The 19813-nt window shown below is 35.5% G+C and carries 22 protein-coding genes and 1 pseudogene; 9 read left to right on the plus strand and 14 right to left on the minus strand.

Annotated features, from left to right (window positions below):
- Nucleotides 1–130: 130 nt before the first annotated feature.
- Nucleotides 131–889 carry an SDR family oxidoreductase gene (locus tag MHI18_RS00850; protein ID WP_340845510.1) on the minus strand — a complete coding sequence of 253 codons (759 nt, stop codon included), beginning with the start codon at nt 887–889 and terminating at the stop codon, nt 131–133.
- Nucleotides 890–1067: 178 nt separating this feature from the next.
- On the opposite strand from MHI18_RS00850, the gene MHI18_RS00855 reads away from it, so the two are divergent.
- On the plus strand, nt 1068–1685 hold the full coding sequence (locus MHI18_RS00855; RefSeq protein WP_340845511.1) for a TetR/AcrR family transcriptional regulator: 618 nt from the start codon (nt 1068–1070) through the stop codon (nt 1683–1685).
- Nucleotides 1686–1718: 33 nt separating this feature from the next.
- On the opposite strand, the gene aspA is transcribed toward MHI18_RS00855, so the two are convergent.
- From aspA to MHI18_RS00875, 4 genes are all read right to left on the minus strand, one after another.
- Entirely contained in the window at nt 1719–3143 is a 1425-nt protein-coding gene (gene aspA, locus MHI18_RS00860) for an aspartate ammonia-lyase (protein ID WP_340845512.1), read from the minus strand.
- Between the two features lie 107 nt (nt 3144–3250).
- Entirely contained in the window at nt 3251–4066 is an 816-nt protein-coding gene (locus tag MHI18_RS00865; RefSeq protein WP_340845513.1) for a lipid II flippase Amj family protein, read from the minus strand.
- Between the two features lie 487 nt (nt 4067–4553).
- Nucleotides 4554–5438 carry a hypothetical protein gene (locus MHI18_RS00870; protein WP_340845514.1) on the minus strand — a complete coding sequence of 295 codons (885 nt, stop codon included), beginning with the start codon at nt 5436–5438 and terminating at the stop codon, nt 4554–4556.
- A gap of 86 nt (nt 5439–5524) precedes the next feature.
- Nucleotides 5525–6163: a TetR/AcrR family transcriptional regulator gene (locus MHI18_RS00875; RefSeq protein ID WP_340845515.1), complete on the minus strand. Its 639-nt coding sequence runs from the start codon at nt 6161–6163 to the stop codon at nt 5525–5527.
- 355 nt (nt 6164–6518) lie between these two features.
- On the opposite strand from MHI18_RS00875, the gene MHI18_RS00880 reads away from it, so the two are divergent.
- Nucleotides 6519–8567, plus strand: coding sequence for a class I SAM-dependent methyltransferase (locus MHI18_RS00880; RefSeq protein ID WP_340845516.1), 2049 nt, complete (start codon nt 6519–6521; stop codon nt 8565–8567).
- Nucleotides 8564–8974, plus strand: coding sequence for a hypothetical protein (locus tag MHI18_RS00885; protein WP_340845517.1), 411 nt, complete (start codon nt 8564–8566; stop codon nt 8972–8974). The genes MHI18_RS00880 and MHI18_RS00885 overlap by 4 nt, the downstream gene beginning before the upstream one ends.
- A gap of 50 nt (nt 8975–9024) precedes the next feature.
- On the opposite strand, the gene MHI18_RS00890 is transcribed toward MHI18_RS00885, so the two are convergent.
- Complete coding sequence (locus MHI18_RS00890) at nt 9025–9486, minus strand: SAM-dependent methyltransferase (RefSeq protein ID WP_340845518.1); 462 nt, start codon at nt 9484–9486, stop codon at nt 9025–9027.
- Nucleotides 9487–9577: 91 nt separating this feature from the next.
- On the opposite strand from MHI18_RS00890, the gene MHI18_RS00895 reads away from it, so the two are divergent.
- The 3 genes from MHI18_RS00895 to MHI18_RS00905 all read left to right on the plus strand — a co-directional run bounded on the left by MHI18_RS00895 (nt 9578) and on the right by MHI18_RS00905 (nt 10811).
- On the plus strand, nt 9578–9937 hold the full coding sequence (locus tag MHI18_RS00895) for a DUF4181 domain-containing protein (RefSeq protein ID WP_340845519.1): 360 nt from the start codon (nt 9578–9580) through the stop codon (nt 9935–9937).
- A gap of 200 nt (nt 9938–10137) precedes the next feature.
- Nucleotides 10138–10494 carry a hypothetical protein gene (locus MHI18_RS00900; protein ID WP_340845520.1) on the plus strand — a complete coding sequence of 119 codons (357 nt, stop codon included), beginning with the start codon at nt 10138–10140 and terminating at the stop codon, nt 10492–10494.
- A 134-nt stretch (nt 10495–10628) separates the two neighbouring features.
- Nucleotides 10629–10811 (plus strand): DUF4083 family protein, encoded by a 183-nt coding sequence (locus MHI18_RS00905; protein ID WP_340845521.1) that lies wholly within the window; start codon nt 10629–10631, stop codon nt 10809–10811.
- A 288-nt stretch (nt 10812–11099) separates the two neighbouring features.
- Here MHI18_RS00905 and MHI18_RS00910 read toward each other — a convergent pair whose 3' ends face one another.
- Nucleotides 11100–11696 (minus strand): hypothetical protein, encoded by a 597-nt coding sequence (locus tag MHI18_RS00910; protein ID WP_340845522.1) that lies wholly within the window; start codon nt 11694–11696, stop codon nt 11100–11102.
- A gap of 245 nt (nt 11697–11941) precedes the next feature.
- A complete protein-coding gene (locus tag MHI18_RS00915) occupies nt 11942–12823 on the minus strand; it encodes an SDR family oxidoreductase (protein WP_340845524.1) in 882 nt (293 codons plus the stop codon).
- Between the two features lie 137 nt (nt 12824–12960).
- Here MHI18_RS00915 and MHI18_RS00920 point away from each other — a divergent pair, with 137 nt between their 5' ends.
- Nucleotides 12961–13329 carry a winged helix-turn-helix transcriptional regulator gene (locus MHI18_RS00920; protein ID WP_340845525.1) on the plus strand — a complete coding sequence of 123 codons (369 nt, stop codon included), beginning with the start codon at nt 12961–12963 and terminating at the stop codon, nt 13327–13329.
- 254 nt (nt 13330–13583) lie between these two features.
- Complete coding sequence (locus MHI18_RS00925) at nt 13584–13799, plus strand: hypothetical protein (RefSeq protein WP_340845526.1); 216 nt, start codon at nt 13584–13586, stop codon at nt 13797–13799.
- 400 nt (nt 13800–14199) lie between these two features.
- Here the strand turns inward: MHI18_RS00925 and MHI18_RS00930 are convergent, their stop codons facing one another.
- The 4 genes from MHI18_RS00930 to MHI18_RS00945 form a co-directional block, all read right to left on the minus strand.
- Entirely contained in the window at nt 14200–14739 is a 540-nt protein-coding gene (locus MHI18_RS00930; protein ID WP_340845527.1) for a GNAT family N-acetyltransferase, read from the minus strand.
- Between the two features lie 482 nt (nt 14740–15221).
- On the minus strand, nt 15222–16028 hold the full coding sequence (locus tag MHI18_RS00935) for an SMI1/KNR4 family protein (RefSeq protein ID WP_340845528.1): 807 nt from the start codon (nt 16026–16028) through the stop codon (nt 15222–15224).
- Between the two features lie 399 nt (nt 16029–16427).
- Complete coding sequence (locus MHI18_RS00940) at nt 16428–16616, minus strand: DUF1272 domain-containing protein (protein ID WP_340845529.1); 189 nt, start codon at nt 16614–16616, stop codon at nt 16428–16430.
- Between the two features lie 173 nt (nt 16617–16789).
- Nucleotides 16790–17365, minus strand: a complete 576-nt coding sequence (locus tag MHI18_RS00945; RefSeq protein WP_340845530.1) for a hypothetical protein — start codon at nt 17363–17365, stop codon at nt 16790–16792.
- Between the two features lie 148 nt (nt 17366–17513).
- On the opposite strand from MHI18_RS00945, the pseudogene MHI18_RS00950 reads away from it, so the two are divergent.
- A pseudogene (locus MHI18_RS00950) lies at nt 17514–18029 on the plus strand (ClbS/DfsB family four-helix bundle protein).
- An 81-nt stretch (nt 18030–18110) separates the two neighbouring features.
- On the opposite strand, the gene map reads toward MHI18_RS00950, so the two are convergent.
- Both map and MHI18_RS00960 read right to left on the minus strand, forming a co-directional pair.
- Nucleotides 18111–18851, minus strand: coding sequence for a type I methionyl aminopeptidase (map, locus tag MHI18_RS00955; protein WP_340845531.1), 741 nt, complete (start codon nt 18849–18851; stop codon nt 18111–18113).
- Nucleotides 18852–18935: 84 nt separating this feature from the next.
- On the minus strand, nt 18936–19700 hold the full coding sequence (locus MHI18_RS00960) for an SDR family oxidoreductase (protein ID WP_340845532.1): 765 nt from the start codon (nt 19698–19700) through the stop codon (nt 18936–18938).
- Between the last annotated feature and the right edge of the window lie 113 nt (nt 19701–19813).

Consider the following 19813-nt stretch of genomic DNA (forward strand, 5'->3'; position numbering starts at 1 on the left):
CCAATTCATTTAAGTCTAGTATATTACCCTAGTCTTAAACAATAGCATGATTTCCTCTTGGAAGGAACCTCCATTTTACACAAAAATCCCCGACTAGATTTCTAGTCGGGGACAATAGTGAAACAGGTATTTAGTATGCGCTCCAACCTGAATCTGCTGAAATAACTTGCCCATTAACAAAGCTTGAATCATCAGAAGCTAAGAATACGGCCACTTTAGCAATTTCTTCTGGCTTGCCATTACGTGGATTGGTTGCCATTCCTGTTTGTTGACGAGAAGCACCAAATTGATTGATACTTGTCATAGAAGATGTAATGTTTGTCATAACTCCACCAGGTGCAATTGCATTACAACGGATGCCCTTTTCCGCATACATGTATCCAGTGTTTTTAGTGAAACCAACAACTGCATGTTTAGAAGCTGTGTAAGCGCCGCCTGCACGAGCTCCGAATAAACCGCCAGCTGAAGCGATATTTATAATCACACCGCTTTCTTTTTCCAAGAAGATTGGCAGAACTTTACGAGTAGAATACATAACACTGCTCGTATTAATGGCAAAAATACGATCCCAATTTTTTGTTTCGATATCAGCTGCTGGTTCCATATTATCCATAATCCCAGCATTATTTACTAAAATATCAACTGTACCGTAAGTACTAACAGTTGTATCAATTAGTTCATTAATTTCTTCTTCTGATGCTACATTTGTTTTAATGGCAAACGCCGTTCCCCCAGCAGCCTTAATTTCTTCTACAGTTGCTTCAGCGCCTTCTAAATTCAAATCAGATACAACCACTTTAGCTCCCTCTGTTGCATAATGCGTTGCGATTTGTTTCCCCATTCCTGAAGCTGCCCCTGTTACGATTGCTACTTTATCTTGTAATTTCATTCTAATTCCTCCATTTTCATCCACTTGTTAATGAACAAGTGTTTAATAAACACTATAAATATAGTATAATCATTTCTTAAATGTTTCAATCAGCAATTGTAGGCCCAAATGTTCATTACTAGACATATTCAGCTGAATTGTTCAATTACCTTTATTTTATAGCTAGGAGCGAGTATGCATGTGTAAAAATTCGTTAACAGACCGAAGAATAAAGAAATCTAAGAAAGCAATAAAAGATTCATTCCTTCTATTAATGAAAGAAAAAGATGTTAGAGAAATAACGATAACCGAAATTGTCAAAGCTGCAGACCTTAATCGAGGAACCTTTTATAATAATTTTCATTACAAAGAGGATATATTAGATGAAATCATGGATGATGTGATGCATGATTTTATCATCTCCTACCGTGAGCCCTATCAGCATAAGGAAACCTTTAATATTAAAGATCTGACATCTTCAACCATTAAAATTTTTGAGCATGTGGCTTCCCATAAAAACTTCTATACACTGATTGTTAAATCTACCGTATGGTCTACCTTTCAAATGAGAATCTGTCATGAATTGAAAAGACTTCCCCTCCAAGATTTAATGAATTCGAAGCAAAGCACCACCATTAATATTGAACTCTTTACTAACTACCAAGCTCATGCGATTTTAGGAATGATTATTGAATGGATTCATGACGAGTTCAATTATAGTCCTGAGTACATGGCTGAACAGTTGATTCAAATTCTTAACTATAACCACGGGCAAACCATATTGATTAAACAACCTGACAATTCGGAAATACGTTAAGGCCATCCTCGTGGATGGCCTCTTCTTCAATAATTAATCTCGATATAGTAATTTTTCTCCTGCGATACCAGGATGAGTCATTTCATAAGGATCGAGAATGAGATTTAATTCTTCCTCTGTTAATACATCATGCAAGAGGCATAGTTCCCGAACCGATTTCCCTGTTGCTGCTGCTTCCCTTGCAATCCTTGAGACGATATCATATCCCAGATGTGGATTAACAGCGGTAATAATTCCGATACTATTTTCAACATTCATTTTAAGTCTTGCTTCATTCGCAGTAATCCCGGTTAAACAATGGTCTGTAAATGCACGGAAGCCGTTGTTCATAATACTGATAGATTGAATAAGATTAAACACAAGAACAGGTTCCATAACGTTCAATTCCAATTGGCCTGCTTCAGAAGCAAGACAAATGGTATGATCATTCCCTATGACCTGGAAAGCAACTTGATTAATCACTTCAGGCATAACTGGATTCACTTTTCCAGGCATAATGGATGAACCCGGCTGACGAGCTGGTAGATTAATTTCTCCAAAACCTGCGCGTGGCCCTGAAGCCATAAGTCGTAAATCATTCGCGATTTTGGACATGTTCATCATACATACCTTCAATGTCGCAGAAACCTCTGTATAAGCATCTGTGTTTTGCGTAGCATCAACGAGATGTTCTGCATTTATTAATGGAAAACCAGTAAGGTCCGCCAAATGCTTAACGACACTCACTATATATTTAGGCTGCGCATTTAATCCAGTTCCGACTGCCGTTGCCCCCATATTGACTTCATATAAGTGCTCTCGACTGTTTTCAATACGCTTAATATCACGGGCCAAGACTCGGCTGTATGCTTCGAACTCCTGTCCGAGTCGAATAGGCACGGCATCTTGAAGATGCGTTCTTCCCATTTTAATCACATGATCAAACTCTTGCCCTTTATTCACAAATACTGTATGCATCTTTCTCATCGTTATTAGTAGTTTTTCTAATAAAGAAAGCGTGGCAATGTGTATCGCTGTCGGGAACGCATCATTCGTAGATTGAGCCATATTGACATGATTATTCGGACTTAAACTGAAATAATCTCCACGTTCTTTCCCAAGAAGCTCTAATCCTCGATTTGCTAAAACCTCATTCATATTCATATTGATAGAGGTCCCTGCTCCGCCCTGGATCGGATCGACAATAAACTGCTCATGCATCTTACCCTCGATAATCTCATCAGCAGCCTGGACAATCACATTGCCTAACCCTTCATATAATCTGCCAATTTCCATGTTCGAAATAGCAGCCGCCTTCTTCACAATAGCCATTGCTTTAATTAATTCATCATGGATGCGATACCCGGTGATAGGAAAATTCTCCACGGCTCGTAATGTTTGAATGCCATAATAGGCTGTAATATCTACCTCTTTAGAACCCAAGAAATCTTTTTCTGAACGAAATGAAACTGGTGTCATAAAAGCGCCTCCATTTATAATACTCTGTATCATCATTTCATATAGGTACCAATAGGTAAAGGAAATTATTTACTACAAAAAACATTATATTACTTGACTTAACTCACTCAGATCCAGTTTGCAAACCAAGCAACATAATAGGCAGCCGGCAGAAATAACACCTGTGCAGCCAGGGTACCAACGAATTTTGACGTGATCATCGTTAAGGAATAGCTTTTTAAATAGACGTATTTGTTTGGTTCTCTCGTTACACGATCGGCCAACCAGGATGCTTTCGGATCAACAAACAGTGATAATAAAATGGTCGCCACCCCATTAATGATTCCTGATGACATCATAGCTGCTTGTGCTGACCCTTCTGGTACTAACAATGACGCATAAATCGCTGAAAGTACGCCTACGGTTAAAACTGATGAGATAAGAACATTGATAATAAATAAACGTTTAGGAATGGTTTGTAACGTGATTCCTTTTAGATACGAAATCCTTGGTAATGCAAAACACCTGCAGACCTTTTTCATTCCCTGTCGATTAAAATGATGGATAAACAAGGAGTATACCGATCCACGCTCATTTGATAATTGAACAATAGCCCGTGAAAAAATATTAATGAAAGTTGGAAACAGACAGATTCCGAGCAAAACGCCGACCGAAGTCACCCCAATCAGCACTCGATATTGTTCCTCAATAAACAGTAAATGATTTTTCTCAGGAGCTTCCGCAATCAACTTTGCCGTTAATGGCTGATGAATCATCGTCGAAAACCTCGACACAATAACCATCGTTCCGAATAAAGACAAAGCCGTAGCGATTAATTTTACCCTCGCTCCCGAAATTCTCATTGAATAAGCCAAAGTTTCTATCATCGTAACAATTAAAAGAAAAACAGATATGATGACGATTTTTCCCGTTATTAGTCCCACAAGTAAGTATCCCCTCAAATTCAACTTTATTGAATTATAGCTTAATTATGTAAATAAATGGAGTATATTTCAACCTCTCTATACCAGCCTGGGTATTTTGATCATTCAAAAAGCCTGCAGACGGGATTAACGTCAGCTCAGGCGGGAATACGTGGTGTCTAGACGGGATTATGCCTTCCCCAGACGGGAATAACACATTACCAGACGGGATTAATATGTTTTTCAGGCAAAATCATGTAGATATCCCCCCCACCCGATTGTGTATGGACGAATAGCGACTCATTTTAAATAAACCCCAATACCCACCTAGGTATTTTGACCATTCAAAAAGCCTGCAGACGGGATTAACGTCAGCTCAGACGGGAATACGTGGTGTCTAGACGGGATTATGCCTTCTCCAGACGGGAATAACACATCGCCAGACGGGATTAATATGTTTTTCCGGCAAAATCATGATCATATACCCCCTTGATTGTCAGTATTTCCGCTATTCTTTTCGATATGTAATCCAAGCTGGGCTTGGGCTGACGGGTATCACCTTTAGTAGTGACATGGCACATTCATCAGTTGTATCAAACTCGCCCTCAATGAACTGTACGTTATGTTTCTCTGCATACTTGATTTGTTGAAATACTAATGACCTTAATAAGGTGTTTGCTTCGGGTGAATGTACGCCGACCCACCCTAATTCTGCAGTGTCTTTTTTTTCTGAGGTGTGAAGAAAGGAATAGGCTAGAATGTTCTTTTCGGCCGTATCAAGGCCAATAAAGCTTCCATCTAAGATTACATCATCTGCTGTTATCATTTTACCCCAACTGTTATCTTCCATTTCAGCAACCGGATTATCGAGATGTGTATGTTCGTAATTTCTTTTAACTAAAGTAATGAGTTTATGGAATAACAAACGATTCTTAACTAGTTCACCCATGCTCTTTACTACGAATCGATCAGCATTAGCTGTTATGAAGGGTATTTTCGTTTTCACAGAAATAACTGGCATATAGGTTCTTCGTATTTCTTTAAATCCTATACTTTTATAAAAAGAACGTAAGCCAACAGCTGTTTCCCAAATTGATGTTTGTAACGGGCTGTCAATCTTATCATGCAAGATGGCGAAAAGTTTTTCCTGAATCTCTTTTTCAGGATATAAAGGGTTACTATGTAAACGAACATACATGCAATGTGGATGAAACGTATTAACCCATGCGATGATTATTCCTTGTAGTTCTTCCTCACAATATGCAGCGTAGGCAACTTGTAAGTTGGGACTGTGTAACATATCTAAAAACGACTCTTTTTCAAAACAGAGTTTTAGTAATGGAACCATCTTCTCCCGATTGATTTCTCTTATTTGTTCTATCCGTATGCTCATTATCTATCTCCTTAAAGGTTTAATACTGCATTCTCCATATGCGGTTAAAATCCCTTTAATTCAAAAAGAGCCGAAGCATCGGCTCTTTAAGGTCGTATATAAGATAGAAGCATTTCTTTTAACAATGTTTGTTGAATGACGGGAGCAATATCTTCTTCTAAGTAAGAAATGGGAGCTTTTAAGGCTATATTGCTTCCGAAGTTACCAAAGGCATTAATAATGGTAATCAACGCTTCTTTGACGGAAACATTGCTCCGAATTGAACCATCTAGTTTGCCATCTTCAATGATTTTCATAAGAATCTGCGTAATGATCTTTTGGATGTCTAAATAGTCATCAATATCTTCCAGTGGCTTTTGTGCAAAGGATGCATAGCTTTCAAATGCTTCGCGAAATCTCATTGAATTACTAAGAGGGTTTGTAGAATGTTCCATCAGATAATCCAATATTTGTTCGACTCTCTCAAAACTAGAGACGTTTTTCGAAGCTATTTTTTCAAAATGTTCAACCTTATTCGCTAAATTGTTTACAGCAACCGCCACAATCAATTTATCTTTTTTAGGAAAGTACCTAAACAAAGTGGCTATTCCAATTCCCTCAGCATCAGCCACATCTTGCATTTGTACTGTATCTAAACCGTTCTCGAGAAATAGCTTTTCAGCAGTAAGAACGATACTCTTATAACGTTTACTCTTCTTTTGTTCCCGTATGCCAGTAGGTGACATTCTTTCATCATCTTCTCTCTAACTTGATAACACTATTTCGGTATATTAATTTCATTGAAATACTATATCACATTATATAATAAAAATTGTATTATGGCATTACACCCTCACACTACCTTAAAGCATAGAATGGTGTCTCTTTTAGCTGGATAATTAATCACCTTCACTCACTGACGATGTTTTGATAGAATGCCTTTTTTTTATTGCTTCCTCCCCCTGTTGAAACGCTGGAAATCTACGCATTCTTCCCTATCAACCAAACTTTCTGCCCGAACAGTCATTTATTAACTCATTAGTTGGTATTTTCCTATATTTTACTTTAAAATAGTATAAAACACTTTAAGGAGACACTTTCATGAATCCATTTTTACATAAAACACATTTAGACTATATGCAAGATTATCTAGAAAGGAAAGAGTCTTCTACTCTTCCATCTTGGCTGAAGTATTTAGTTTTTGCTGAGGAAGTTCATCAAAACTTTGAACATATTGATTCGCTTCAAGAGCTTTCCGAGAACCGAGTCATTCAGTATGTATATCGTTCCCTCGTTATTTTAGAGAAAAAAAGAGAGGCTTTTCTCACAGATGAAATGTATTGGCAATTGGCGATCGTCTTATCGTATAGTGAAGCGGCAAAAGGAGGAACTGCAGAACAAAGAAAGAATTGGCTGGAAAAAGGCTATAATCTAATGGCGCATAATGAAGGATCCGCGCATATCTTTTGGGAAGATTATTTGGGCTACGATAAACCCCTTCTCTTTACGTTAATCAAAACCCATGGCTTAATCGGCCAATATCTCCGTGGTGAGACGAGACTCAGCGCTAGCAGTGAACTGGTGGAAACGATGCGATCCTATTACGATAACAAAACCGCAAAAGACCTGCTCTATATGTTAAATGAATGCATTATTGCAGCTGTTTCTGATGAGTTATGGCTCAACGTAAAAAATGACGTGAACTCTACAATAGAGAAGCTTTTTCAACAAGATTTCAGTGAAGACTTTGAAAACCGGATTCACAGGCTTACCGCAAGCTTTAGTGAGACTTTATCAGAAAAAAAAATGATCATGGCCGCTCAATATGATAAGGTACGGTTATTTTTACAGAATATAGATTTATGGTATGTGGAGCCATCGATGCACGATCTTTCTTTTGCCGACTTCTGGGCGATTCTATGCTTAGCAGCTGATGAGATTACGTCGCCTCAAATTGCCCACCTTAATTTTGAAACACTCATGAAGCAGCTTCACTATGATTATAAAGGGCAAAAGCATAGTAATGTTTATCGCAAACGGGTAATCGAGAAGTTCCTTCATGAGTACAGCAGCAATCAACCTCTTGACACAACACACGTCACCTTTAAAGTCGAAAACTATGAATCAATTAATACCGCATTTCTTTCATTTGAATTCTCGGACGTCGGAGAAGCACTGATTCAATTTTGTGTGGAAGCAGAAAAAACAGGCGGGATGATTCATAATCAAGCCACCGTGCTGCTATTCGATTTGTTTGGTCTGCGTCGAGACGCCTATGATCGGTTCAATAACGAGGGCGATTACCTCACCCATATGAACAGTTCTGTCGATGATAAAAAAGTGATCCTCGACTTTATTAAAGGTGACACTATTCTTGATGTTGGTCCCGGCGGCGGAGTGCTGTTAGATTTATTAGAATCGGAAACTTCAGGCAAACAAATACTTGGTATTGATATCTCGGAAAATGTGATTGAAACACTGGAAGCGAAAAAGCAAAACGAAAATCATTCCTGGTCCGTCATCAAAGGAAATGCCTTATCACTGGTCGATTCGTTTGCCCCAAACTCAATCGATACCATCATTTATTCATCCATTATTCATGAATTGTATTCCTATATACCATTTGAAGGAAAATACTTTAACCAGCAAACGATTAAAACAGCCTTAGAAAGTGCCTTCGAGGTACTAAAGCCAGGCGGACGAATGATCATCCGCGACGGAATTATGAGTGACGACAAGAAAGCAAAACGGATCATTCGATTTAAAACAGACGACGGATTACCTTTTCTCATCCAATATGCTAAAGACTTCAAAGGAAGAAAAATAAGCTATGAAATCCAATCAGACCATGAAGTAATGATGCCTCTCAATGACAGTATGGAATTTCTCTATACCTACACCTGGGGAACGGAATCCTATGCCCATGAAGTGAATGAGCAGTTCGGATACTTCACTCCGACGGAATATCGAGCCTTTATTCAGGACATCTTTGGCGAAACCGCTGAAATTATTAAACTCGAACACTATTTACAAGAAGGCTATACAACCCACTTAAACGAGAAAATAGATTTTGAATATGAAGACGGACTTCCAGCTCCCCTGCCAGACAGTACCTGCTTACTCGTTATTGAAAAAGGAGGTGTTAAATGAAAAGAAAACTTGGAATCCTATTCGTTTTACTTACAGGACTTGTATGTCTAGCTGGCTTCATTCTTGCACCGGATGGATTTGACATTAAGTTAACCAATCAAACAAAACATAAAATTTCGGGACTATATGTGACGTATGAACACATCCGTACAGATATACAAATTCCTCCTATTGCTCCTGGTGAAGAATATTCACTCAACGTGGATCCTGCACAACTGTCGAAGGAAGACTTTGATGAGGCAGCATTATTACTAAAATATAAAGATCATCAAGGGAAAATTCATACAGAATATATAATTGGATATTTTGAAAAAGGTTATTCGGGGGAAGCAAGCATAACGATAAATTCGGTTAGTAAGACTGGAAAGATTGAAGTAGATATTCAAGAGGATACATCAGTATACTGAACATATTAAATGAGCTTGGCAGCACATGCCCAAGCTCTTTTTTATCTTAATTAACTCCAATAATTACTCATCAAAGAAACGGACCAATCAGGCTGCCTGATTTCCGATATAGGTAGAAACTCTTTCATAACGGGTTTAATATCAATGATTGGTGTTCCATCAATGGCATCCAACCCTTTAACGATTAACTTTCTGTGATTATGTTCTACTAATTCAACAATAGTTACCCCTAACTTATTCGGTCTGTTCTTACCTCTTTGAGCAAAAATCCCGACCTTAGGAAACTCTTGATTATTCCTCGGGTGCCTCGCCTCATATTGAATCTTATTATCTAACACTTTATCAAAATAGAAAATGACTTCTAAATGTGAAAATGTATCAATTCCGGTTAGTGCTGTTTCTTCAATTTCCTCAGCAAGTTCGATCGTTGATAAAACTGCTCCCCAATGATCATCTTCAATCTCTTTTCGTTGGTTTCTAACAATGGCAATCGGACAAATAGTAAACGTCATTGAATTTCCCCCATTCCAACAAAATATGTAATAATCTGTATTTTATGATAACATAATGAAAAAGGAAATAAAAAACAAAGGGGGGATGTAGTTGAAATTCGTAGTATTCATTTTAGCTGTATTTTTCCTCTTTTTCTTTTTAGAAAAAGGACTTAGGAAATGGCTTGGTATACATAAAGTTAAAATAAGCGACACGTCATACAAAAAGAAGGATCTAACCGGACGCATCCTTATTGTAGTCGTTCTTTTATGCACCTATCCCTATGCTCTAACAAAGGGGGCGAATGTCTTACAATGGTATTTTATATTCTATTCGATTGTCCTTTTTGGGGTTCAAACCTATTTGCAATGGAAATACCTCAAGAATTCCAAAGAATATATCCTGACACTTATTCTCCTATTCTTAACTGTGCTAGTACTTTATAATATCCAATTGTTTATAACGTTTTGATGCATTGAAGTAATAAGCAATCGATCTCATTTTTACATCAAGAACCCTGTAGAAGATATGGAATAACCAAGAGAAGATAAGTGGGTAAGAGAAATCAAGACTCTCTTTATAAATGAAGCATCTCTTAAACTGAGTAATAAATTCATAAAATGTAACCCAATTACAAGATATAAAAAACCAAGTATCTGGGGGAATAACTCATGAACAATATGACTGTGATAGGATTCGTTGCCATTCTACTTCTAGGTGGTGTCGGTGTTTACTCAATTTTTACGAATGAACCAGTGTTGGAAAAATCAGGTGAATCAAAAACACAAACTGTTGTTATAAAAGAGAAGAACTCTGATATTAACCTCGAACACGAAAAAGAAACTGACCTCCTTATGACTTCACTTGAATTGGCTGACTATCTAGGAATAACAATAGAAGAACTTCATTCAATCGGACCTGATTCAGGAAATAACCTTGAGCTACCATATATGACAATTGATAACACAGTTTATTACTCAAGACCAGCGATTGATGTATGGTTACTGAAAGGAGTTACACCAAACTAAACTCAGGTAAGGAGGCGTTATCATTTCATTGATGGGTCTCCTCAAGAGATTGGAAAAGTACTCATCTTGCTGTTCACGCATTAAATTGATTTTGCTCCTTAAAATACTAAATAGAGAATAATTGGAGGTTAATTGTGGTTACTATCGGTGACGTACTATTTCAAATAGTATCTCTTGTTTTTTTAGTAGGGATATTTGCAGTTGCGTATATACTTATTCGTTCACTCATTTCTAAACAAAAAAGCAAACCAACAGATCTTGTTGAACAAAAGCTGGATAGAATAATCAATTTACTAGAAAAGGATAAAAGAGAGTAATCTTTTTTGTCTTTTTTCTCTTTAAAATTTTTAGAAAGTTATGGATACACCTAATGGGGCATGCGATAATAATTTTGAAGGAGTTGATTACTATGGAACTTGTTGTCGGACTAGTTTCTTTTTTAGGTGACGTAATTTCCGCGTGGGCCTTTGCTGCTTGGGGTTACTTCCAAGAGAAACTAGACAACAATTAAATTCTTCTTCAGGGGGGACTAATCGTTTTGGTTAGTCCTTTTTTCATAATAAAAAATGGACAGATAACAAGTAAATGTTTTCTATCCACAATGGCTATTTAATTGAGGGTCTTGATAATTTATAGATAAATGTCGTAAATAATACGACCAGCACTACCGCTAGACCAAATAGATAAACATTTGTGATACTAAAGGCAAGCAATAGTAGAGCTGTTAATGAAAAAAGTACAGTAAAGCATCGTTTTAACAGTAACAAGTTAAATTGAAATCCAACTATGGACGCGATGCCTGTTGTTAGAAATAGCATCCAAGTTGTTACTTCACTTGACACTTCAATCATAATTAGGATATTAAGTAGCACAAATCCCCATGAGGTGACTACCGCATCCAGATTCTTTACATATAGCGGAATGAGTGTGAGTCCTAACAATAAACTACATACGCTGGAAGATAAAGTTTGCACAAAGAAAATAGAATTAATCGTTAGTAATACAAATGCTGTTATGAAGATAAGTCCAATGCCATTTCGGCTGTGTCGATTCCATCCGTATAAAAACAAGGCATAAAAACCTACAGTGACTAAACCAATTAACCATTCAGTAAACCATTCTTCGCCATACCAATGCTCTGACCAATTAATCAGAAGAACATTGCCGATGATAGCCAAAGCAAATACAATAAATCCTTTCATTCACATCCCTCTTTCTGTTAAACGACTACAATAAAAAAATCACAGTCAAACAACTTGGAATTCTAGATGTATACTCTTTAATAAAGTAATACTGAAAAAATGTTTTGTAGGTACTCCACTTAAAATTATTACAATATTGTAAACTATAGTCAATTAAAAATTCATTTATTCACCCTGTAAAAACATCAAGGAAAATAAAAAAAAAGAGCCCTTCAGCCCTTTTTTAAAAATATACAATCGCTTTATTAAACTTCTTTCCCTGTTTTGGAGATTTGACTAACAATTTGATTCAAACCCTCGTTTACTGGCGTACAAGGACGACCTAGTAATTTTTCTAAATCATTGCTTTCAAAATCTAATCCACCCTCGCGAATAGTTTTTTGCATGTTTACAAGCATAGGAATATAAGATTCTGGTACTCCTGCACCTTTCATAATATCAGCATAAGCAGCATCGTCGACTTGTTGTACAAGTACTTCTTTAGCTAATACCGTTCCAAGCGCAGATGCTAATTCATCATGAGTCAGAAGCTGACCGGAAAGTTCGTAAACGGTATTCTCGTGTCCGCTGCCAGACAATACGGCTGCTGCTGCTTCCGCATAGTCTTGTTTAAGTGCCCATCCAACTTTCCCCGTGCCAGCAGATATAACCCAAGGCATTCCTGCCAATACACCTTGTATGCTGCCAATTTCATTTTCTAAATACCAATTGTTTCGTAAAAATGAATAGGGGATGCCTGTTTTTAAAATAGCTTCTTCTCTTGCTCGATGGCCTGGTGCAAGGTCTAAGGGACTTTCACTAGCATTTGTTACACTCGTATAAGCTATAAATTTAACTTGAGCACGCTGAGCGGCAGCAACAGCATGATTATGCTGTCGCATAATCGTTTCAAAGTCCCCGGCCGTCGATATAATGAAAAGACGATCAATCCCTGAAAAAGCAGAATCTAATGTTTCTGGTTTTTCAAAATCTCCGTGCCGTACTTCCACTCCACGAGCGCGAAATTCTTCTGCCTTCTCTATCGATCGAACACTAACAGCTATTTGACTCGCTGGTACAGTTTTTAATAATGCGTTTACAACCTTTGATCCTAATTCACCTGTTGCACCTGTAACTAATATTTTCATTCTCTTTCCTCCACTTAACTATTTTTAAATGATCATGCTAAGATATATACTATATCTACAGTCACGATAATAATAGTAGGCACATTTAAATAACCTAGTCATAAAAAACGTACCATTAAGAAAGAAGGAACAAACCAATGGCTCGATTTAATTTCGAAGGAGAACCTCCTGCTGAACAAGAAGTATGTCATTTAACAACTACACAAAATGTCATTGCTGGAAGATGGAAAATTGTTGTTTTATGGTATCTAAGTCAACGAACAAGAAGATTTAACGAACTTCATAAGTTGTTACCTGGTATTTCAAAAGGAATCTTGACCAGACAATTGAGAGAATTGGAAGAAGACGGAATGGTTCACAGAGAAGTATATAAAGAAGTTCCTCCTAAAGTAGAATACTCGCTAACTCCACAAGGAAAAAGCTTTATCCCTGCACTGGAGATCATGGGAGAATGGGGGAAAAAATATATGGAGAAAAAACAAAATGAACAACTAGATTCTGAATAATATCCTTCTTTTTCCAACAAAATACCCAGCCGAAACTAAACAGACTATCGTGAGACCAATTCCAATTATCATTGAATAATTAAAAGTATCTTTTAATGCCATACCACCTGCAACAGACGCAAGAGAAGTATAACAACACAAGAGTATTTTTATTCATAGTTCTCACCCTCTCTTTATAACTTTTTTAGACGCTGTACATTAAAATAATGTAACTTTGAATACTACTTAAACGTAGTAACAATTGAGGTGAGAATATGAAAACGGAACTATTATATTTTGATTTAGCTGAAAATAAGTATCTTTTTCCTGAACCCATCACATCCGATGGCTTTATATTTATCCCCAACACGGGGGATACTCTGATTCTTAATGGATGGGGTTATATTATAACTAGAAATGAATACAGGTATGAAGCAGGAATAACAAAGATTGAAATTTTTTGCATGCGCGAAAGGAAAAAACGTAAATAGTTCCTTAAAGACGTGTTAAACGTCTTTTTTCTAAATCGCATCCTGCTTTCTAATTAAGAGACAAAATTACATGCATATGTATAATAGTAGCTATTTATTTTCAATCCTTTTTAATATAGATATAATCTTTTCGTTTTGTTCAATTATTGTTTGATTTTGCTTTCTTAATTTGGTGAAATCAAATAAAAAAACTAGTAAAATAACTAGCAACAGTAAACCCATAAATTTTTCATACCCCCTATTTATATCTAAATTATACAAAAAATCCTTTAACCTTTAATGATCAAAGGATATAAATATTAGAAATCAGCTTTTCCACTTGATCATACTAAACACCATTCTTATTATATATCAACCTTTAATTAACACATGTAAATGGGATGACTAAACATCCAAAACCTTAGTGTTTTGGATTTAATATTGCTAACATCTGATGATCTTCCCAACGTCCGTTAATCTTAACATTTTTTCTTGCTATTCCTTCTTTATGAAAACCGGCTTTTTCTAAAACTCGAATGGAGCCAATGTTATCTGGCATCACTCCAGCTTCAATTCGATGTAAATTTAGCGTTTCAAAAGCATATTTAACAATCAGCTTAGCAGCTTCTGTGGTATACCCTTTGCCATTATGTTCTTGGTCTAAGGAATAGCCCAATAGAGCACTTTGACGAGGTCCACGGAAAACTTGAAATAAGTCTATAGTACCTATAAGAACATCACCGTTAATTTTGAAAATTCCAAAGCGATATTCCTTTTCTTCTTTTGTATTTTGTTGCCATTTTTCGATTAATACTCTGTAAGATTCTATTGTCCAGTAATTTTCTGGATGAGTTATGGAATAGGGTTTAAAAAATGCTTGATTTCTCTTTTCTAAATTGAGTAATTCGACAGCATCTGAGAGGATAATCGGTCGTATATATATATTTAATATTTCGGACATCTAATCTTCCTTTCAGGATGAAATCTAAAAAAGGAGTTTTCACTAATTGTGGAGAAAGAACGTATTTCTTAGTATTGTTAGTTATTATAAAATCAAAAATACCTTCTAAGAAGGCATTACAGAATAGTAATTCACTTTAATTCCTTATAAATAATACATGCGGAATGATAGAAAAACGGTACTGTATATTTTATATCAATTACTTCTATTGAATTATTCGATATAAACTCATTTACCAGCTTATCAAACTTTAATTCCGCCGAGGCAGTTATAGTTTTAATTTTCATAGGTGTTTCCTCCGTTGTTTATTGTGATTTTTCTAGAGCTCATTATTATTCAATCCTATTTAATATTAACTAAAAAAGATAAAAATGTAGATTTTTTCATACTTTTTGTAAAATTAAAATAATTCATTATCCATGGTAATCTATCTTTTAATTTCATTAGAAATTTTCCAATTAATCCAACTTAACAAAAAAAATTTAAAGTCTACTATTATATTTTTCCAAACAAATTACTGCAAATTTTTTTACTTCTTTATTCTTGCTAGTTGAAAATTCGTTTAATACTTCCAATAAATATTCGTCCTCTAACGTACCTTTATTCAAACCTTCAGCACAACATATTAGATAAAGTAATAGATAAAAATGAACCTTTGGTTTTTCATGCCTTCTCATTTTCTCAACCAAATATCTAATTAATTCATTATTCGTTGAAAGAATTTTCGTTAACAATCGATCGATTTCAGCTGGTTTCCCGTTTAAAGTTACCTCATCAATTTTTTTGTAATAGTCTTGAATTTGTTGCTCTGAAAGGGTATCAGAAAGTATTTCTTCTTCTATTTCTTCAACGAGACCCTCTAAAAAATCTTCAAAATTCTCAGCTAATTTGATTTCCTGATTTTCATCTACATCGATAAATATAACAGATGGATTTTTCTTTTTTCGATAATCCAAACAGATAAATGTAGGTGGTTCTGCTGAAATAATAATTATATTTTTGCTCCTTATCCCCCATTCGGAACGTAAATAAGGATTATCTAATATCCCTGGATTTTCCCCTAATCCATATAAAGAATCAACATGGACTGAATTATTAGCCCAGCTATTAGGTGTGGAAACAGGATAATACTTTTTCGTTAGATAGAAACCATTTCTTTTATGCATCAATTTAATATAGGATTCTGGTAAGGTAACTTTTAACGCTGATTGAATTGTTTCGACCTGATTTACATCAATTTCGCCTTTGTAAAATTCATCAAGATCACTATTCCATAATCCGAGCTCCATTTGCATCCTCCCAAAAATAATAAATGTTAACTACTACTTTCTTTACCTTTAATTAAACGACATAGTCATAGTTAGAGTGATTTATAAAATGGAGCACCCCTTTAATTCACATATAATATACTACACTAATTAATACAAATAAAGGATATTTATGAATATAATGACTTTAATTATAAGACTCTAACTATGGAATAAAGAGATAAGAAAAGATTTCCTTATAAGGTAAGAAGACAGCTACCCACATGTTTAGGTTGCCTTTGAATAATAATAATTTTCAAATAATTATATATAACCCATTCTTCCAAAAGAAGATATACCATTAAGAAAGTTCATTTAATTGAATGAAGATCAAATCTAGTATGATTAATGTAATTAACATATAGTGTACATATTCCTTGCTTACTGTGAAGTTAAGGTTTGTTTTCTCGGCCTTCTTACGAGTTCGCCACCACAGTTAGGACAGATATTTTTCATTTCTTCTGTACAAGGTTCACAGAAAGTACATTCATGAACACATATGTAAGCAAGAGAAAAATTTGAAAGTGGGGACTCACATCGTTCACATTCATTTCTCAATTCCAACGCCATTTATAAACCTCCTTTTATTCTAACAGGTAAAATATAACATTATTAACAGTTGAATAAAATGACTATTTTTAAAACATTACCTTACATAGCAGTACATTCTAACTGCGAAACATAAATCAAAAGAAAGCCTTTTTAGTCGTTGTACAATTAAGGATCAGTTAATTCAATATTCCTTATGGTCTTATAAATAGACCATTTTCTTCGATAATCTCCTTACATTTCTTAAAACCTATTAACGTCTTAGAATATATAGGAAAAGATAATTCATAATTCCCTATTATCACTGTATCAAGTGAAGGAAAGAAAAAATTTGAAAAATGCTGTTCATTTACTGAAAGTTTCGTTAAAAAGATAAGGGCTTCCACATCACCTATCTTATAAATCCCCTTATTGGTAGAAAATATTTTTCGAAAAAGACTCGCCTCTACTCGATTTAAGGATGCTAATATAAATTTAAATATTTCTTTGTTTTGTATTAACTTTTTTTTATAAATGTGTACATACAGCTCATTATCTTCTATATGATAAAGTTGAGTAAATGTACTAACAAATTTTTCACCGTGCTTTAAATTATGGCTTCTTCCCAATAGCTCACTTGCCTCATCTTCAGTAAGAACACGATTAAAGACATCCATAATACCAATAAACGGGTACATCTTTCTTGGCTCATCAAGAAGATGGGTATTAAATTTTTTAAACTTTGAATGCAGCATATTAATTTCTTCATTTGCTGCCAATGATAACTTCATAATGTCACCTCGTTGTTAATCTTTGTTCTAACAATATTGTATCATCTTATTGCACTAACCTACCCCTAGACGAGGGGACAATAGGAGAGTCTAATTAAGAAATTTTCGGTACTTTAACGTAATAATCTTGAAGAAGGGATGATAACGAGTGCAAAAATATGCTAATAAACAGGCATTAATTGATGAAATTACTAAACAAGCAAAGTTATTTAGCGATGAATTTCATTCTGTTAATGATCTTGATAAAAATTTTTTGGTAGATAAACTTGATAGAGCCCCCTCCCAAATGATTGCTTACCAATTGGGATGGATGAACTTACTATTATTATGGGAACAAGATAATAAAGATGGAAAAGAAGTACTCACACCGACACCAGATTATAAGTGGAATAACCTTGGCGGACTTTATCAGAGCTTTTATGATCAGTATGCAGATTATTCGATTGAAACGTTAATTAATCTGTTTGAGCGCGATGTTCATAAAATAATTCAATTAATAGAAAGCTATAATGATAAAGAATTATTTGAACAAGGTGGTAGACAATGGGCAACGACCACCCCTTCTAGTTGGCCAATTTGAAAATGGGTTCATATTAATACGGTTGCACCATTCAAATCATTTCGTACAAAAATTAGAAAATGGAAAAAGCTTAGAGGAATATAATTTTTTTGGATCAAATAGATAAGAATTAAATTTACCATATAAAAATCCCGACTTATCTAGATAAGTCGAGATCTTATTTGCTTATAATGTAATAATAATCGGTCCAGCCTTCGTTACAATAAGGGTATGTTCGTATTGAGCGACGAAGCTTTTTCCTGTCACATAGGTCCAACCGTCGTCTTTTTGGTATACTTCTTCTTCCAAGTTCGAGATAAATGGTTCAAATGCGATTACCATACCCTCTTTTAATAATTCATCATCCCATGTATCATTATAATTATAAATGTGGTCAGGTGCTTCGTGTATGGAACGGCCGATCCCATGTCCTGTAAGGTTTTTGATAACCGTTAATCCATTCTCTCTCGCTGTTTGGAAAACTGCTTTTCCAAGTCCGCTTTTTTTGGAACCAGGTTTTACTTTCTTAATTCCTGCCTCAAATGCCTTCTTAGCCACGTCGCATATTTTCTTCAATTCTTCTTTTCCTTCGCCTACAACAATCGAAACTCCTGTATCTGCGAAATATCCGTTTTTGGAACCAGAAACATCTATATTGACTAAATCCCCTTCTTGAATAACCCGAGAACCTGGAATCCCATGTGCCACTTCTTCATTCACACTAATGCACGTATAGCCAGGAAAATCATATTCGCCTTTTGGGGCTGATATGGCACCAGCTTTTTCTAACAACACTCCAGCGTGATCATCAAGTTCTTTGGTCGTTATGCCTGGAATTGTTCTTTGGACCAACTCATCTCTAATAGATGCAACAATTCTTCCGATTTCCTTTAAACCATTAAAATCTTCTTCTGTTTTCGCAATCATCGTATTTCCTCACTTTTTACGTATTTTCTGTTTGTATTCCAATTAGATTCTAGCATAAAAAAGTGATTTTCTTAAACACAAGGCTTATCTTTTAAACCCGCCTTCTGAATGGATAATCTGACCCGTAATCCACTCTGCTTCATCACTCACAATAAATTTAATCGTTTTTGCAGCATCTCCCGGTTTTCCTATTCTACCGAAAGGAAATAATGGTTTCAATTCGTTTTTTATTTCCTCTGTCATCCACCCTGTATCCGTTGGTCCTGGATTAATTGCATTAACTGTAATTCCTAGAGGGGCTAATTCAGCAGATAAAGTAACGGTCAGTGCATCAACGGCTCCCTTTGTTGTTGCATAGGCTAATTCGCCTGGCATTGGTCCTAGAGATTGACCAGATGTCATATTGACTATTCTTCCACCTGATTTTTTATCAAATCCTTGAGCAAATTTACTACTCAATAGTGTCGTAGCGCGAACATTTACCATGTAATGCTTATCTAATTCTTCGGCAGTTATCTTAGAAAAATCGTTGTTCGTTGAGTAAGCTGCATTATTAATCAAAATATCCGGATAGCCAAGCTGTTCAGAAACTTTATTTAAAAGTCGTTCAGGTGCATCATTTTGTGTCAAATCCAACTCCATACACGATACTTTAACTCCTTTTTTTAACAATTCTTCTTTTAACTTTAAGGGCTCATCTTCTTCAATACTCCACGGCATTTCTTTATCATACTCCGTCCAATACGTAAAAAATATATGGTAACCCGCATCAGCTAACTCTTTGCAAATAGCAGTTCCAATCCCCCTCAGCCGACTTACACCTGTAATAACTGCAATTTTACCTGTCATATATAATCCCCCATTAAAATAATTCCTTCTATTATTTATGCTGATAACCTGTAGCTATCCCTTTTATATGTAATTTTCAACTTCTCCCTAATTGATTTTAAAGTCATTGTCTT

The organism is Peribacillus sp. FSL H8-0477 (assembly GCF_038002765.1).
GTDB lineage: Bacteria > Bacillota > Bacilli > Bacillales > DSM-1321 > Peribacillus.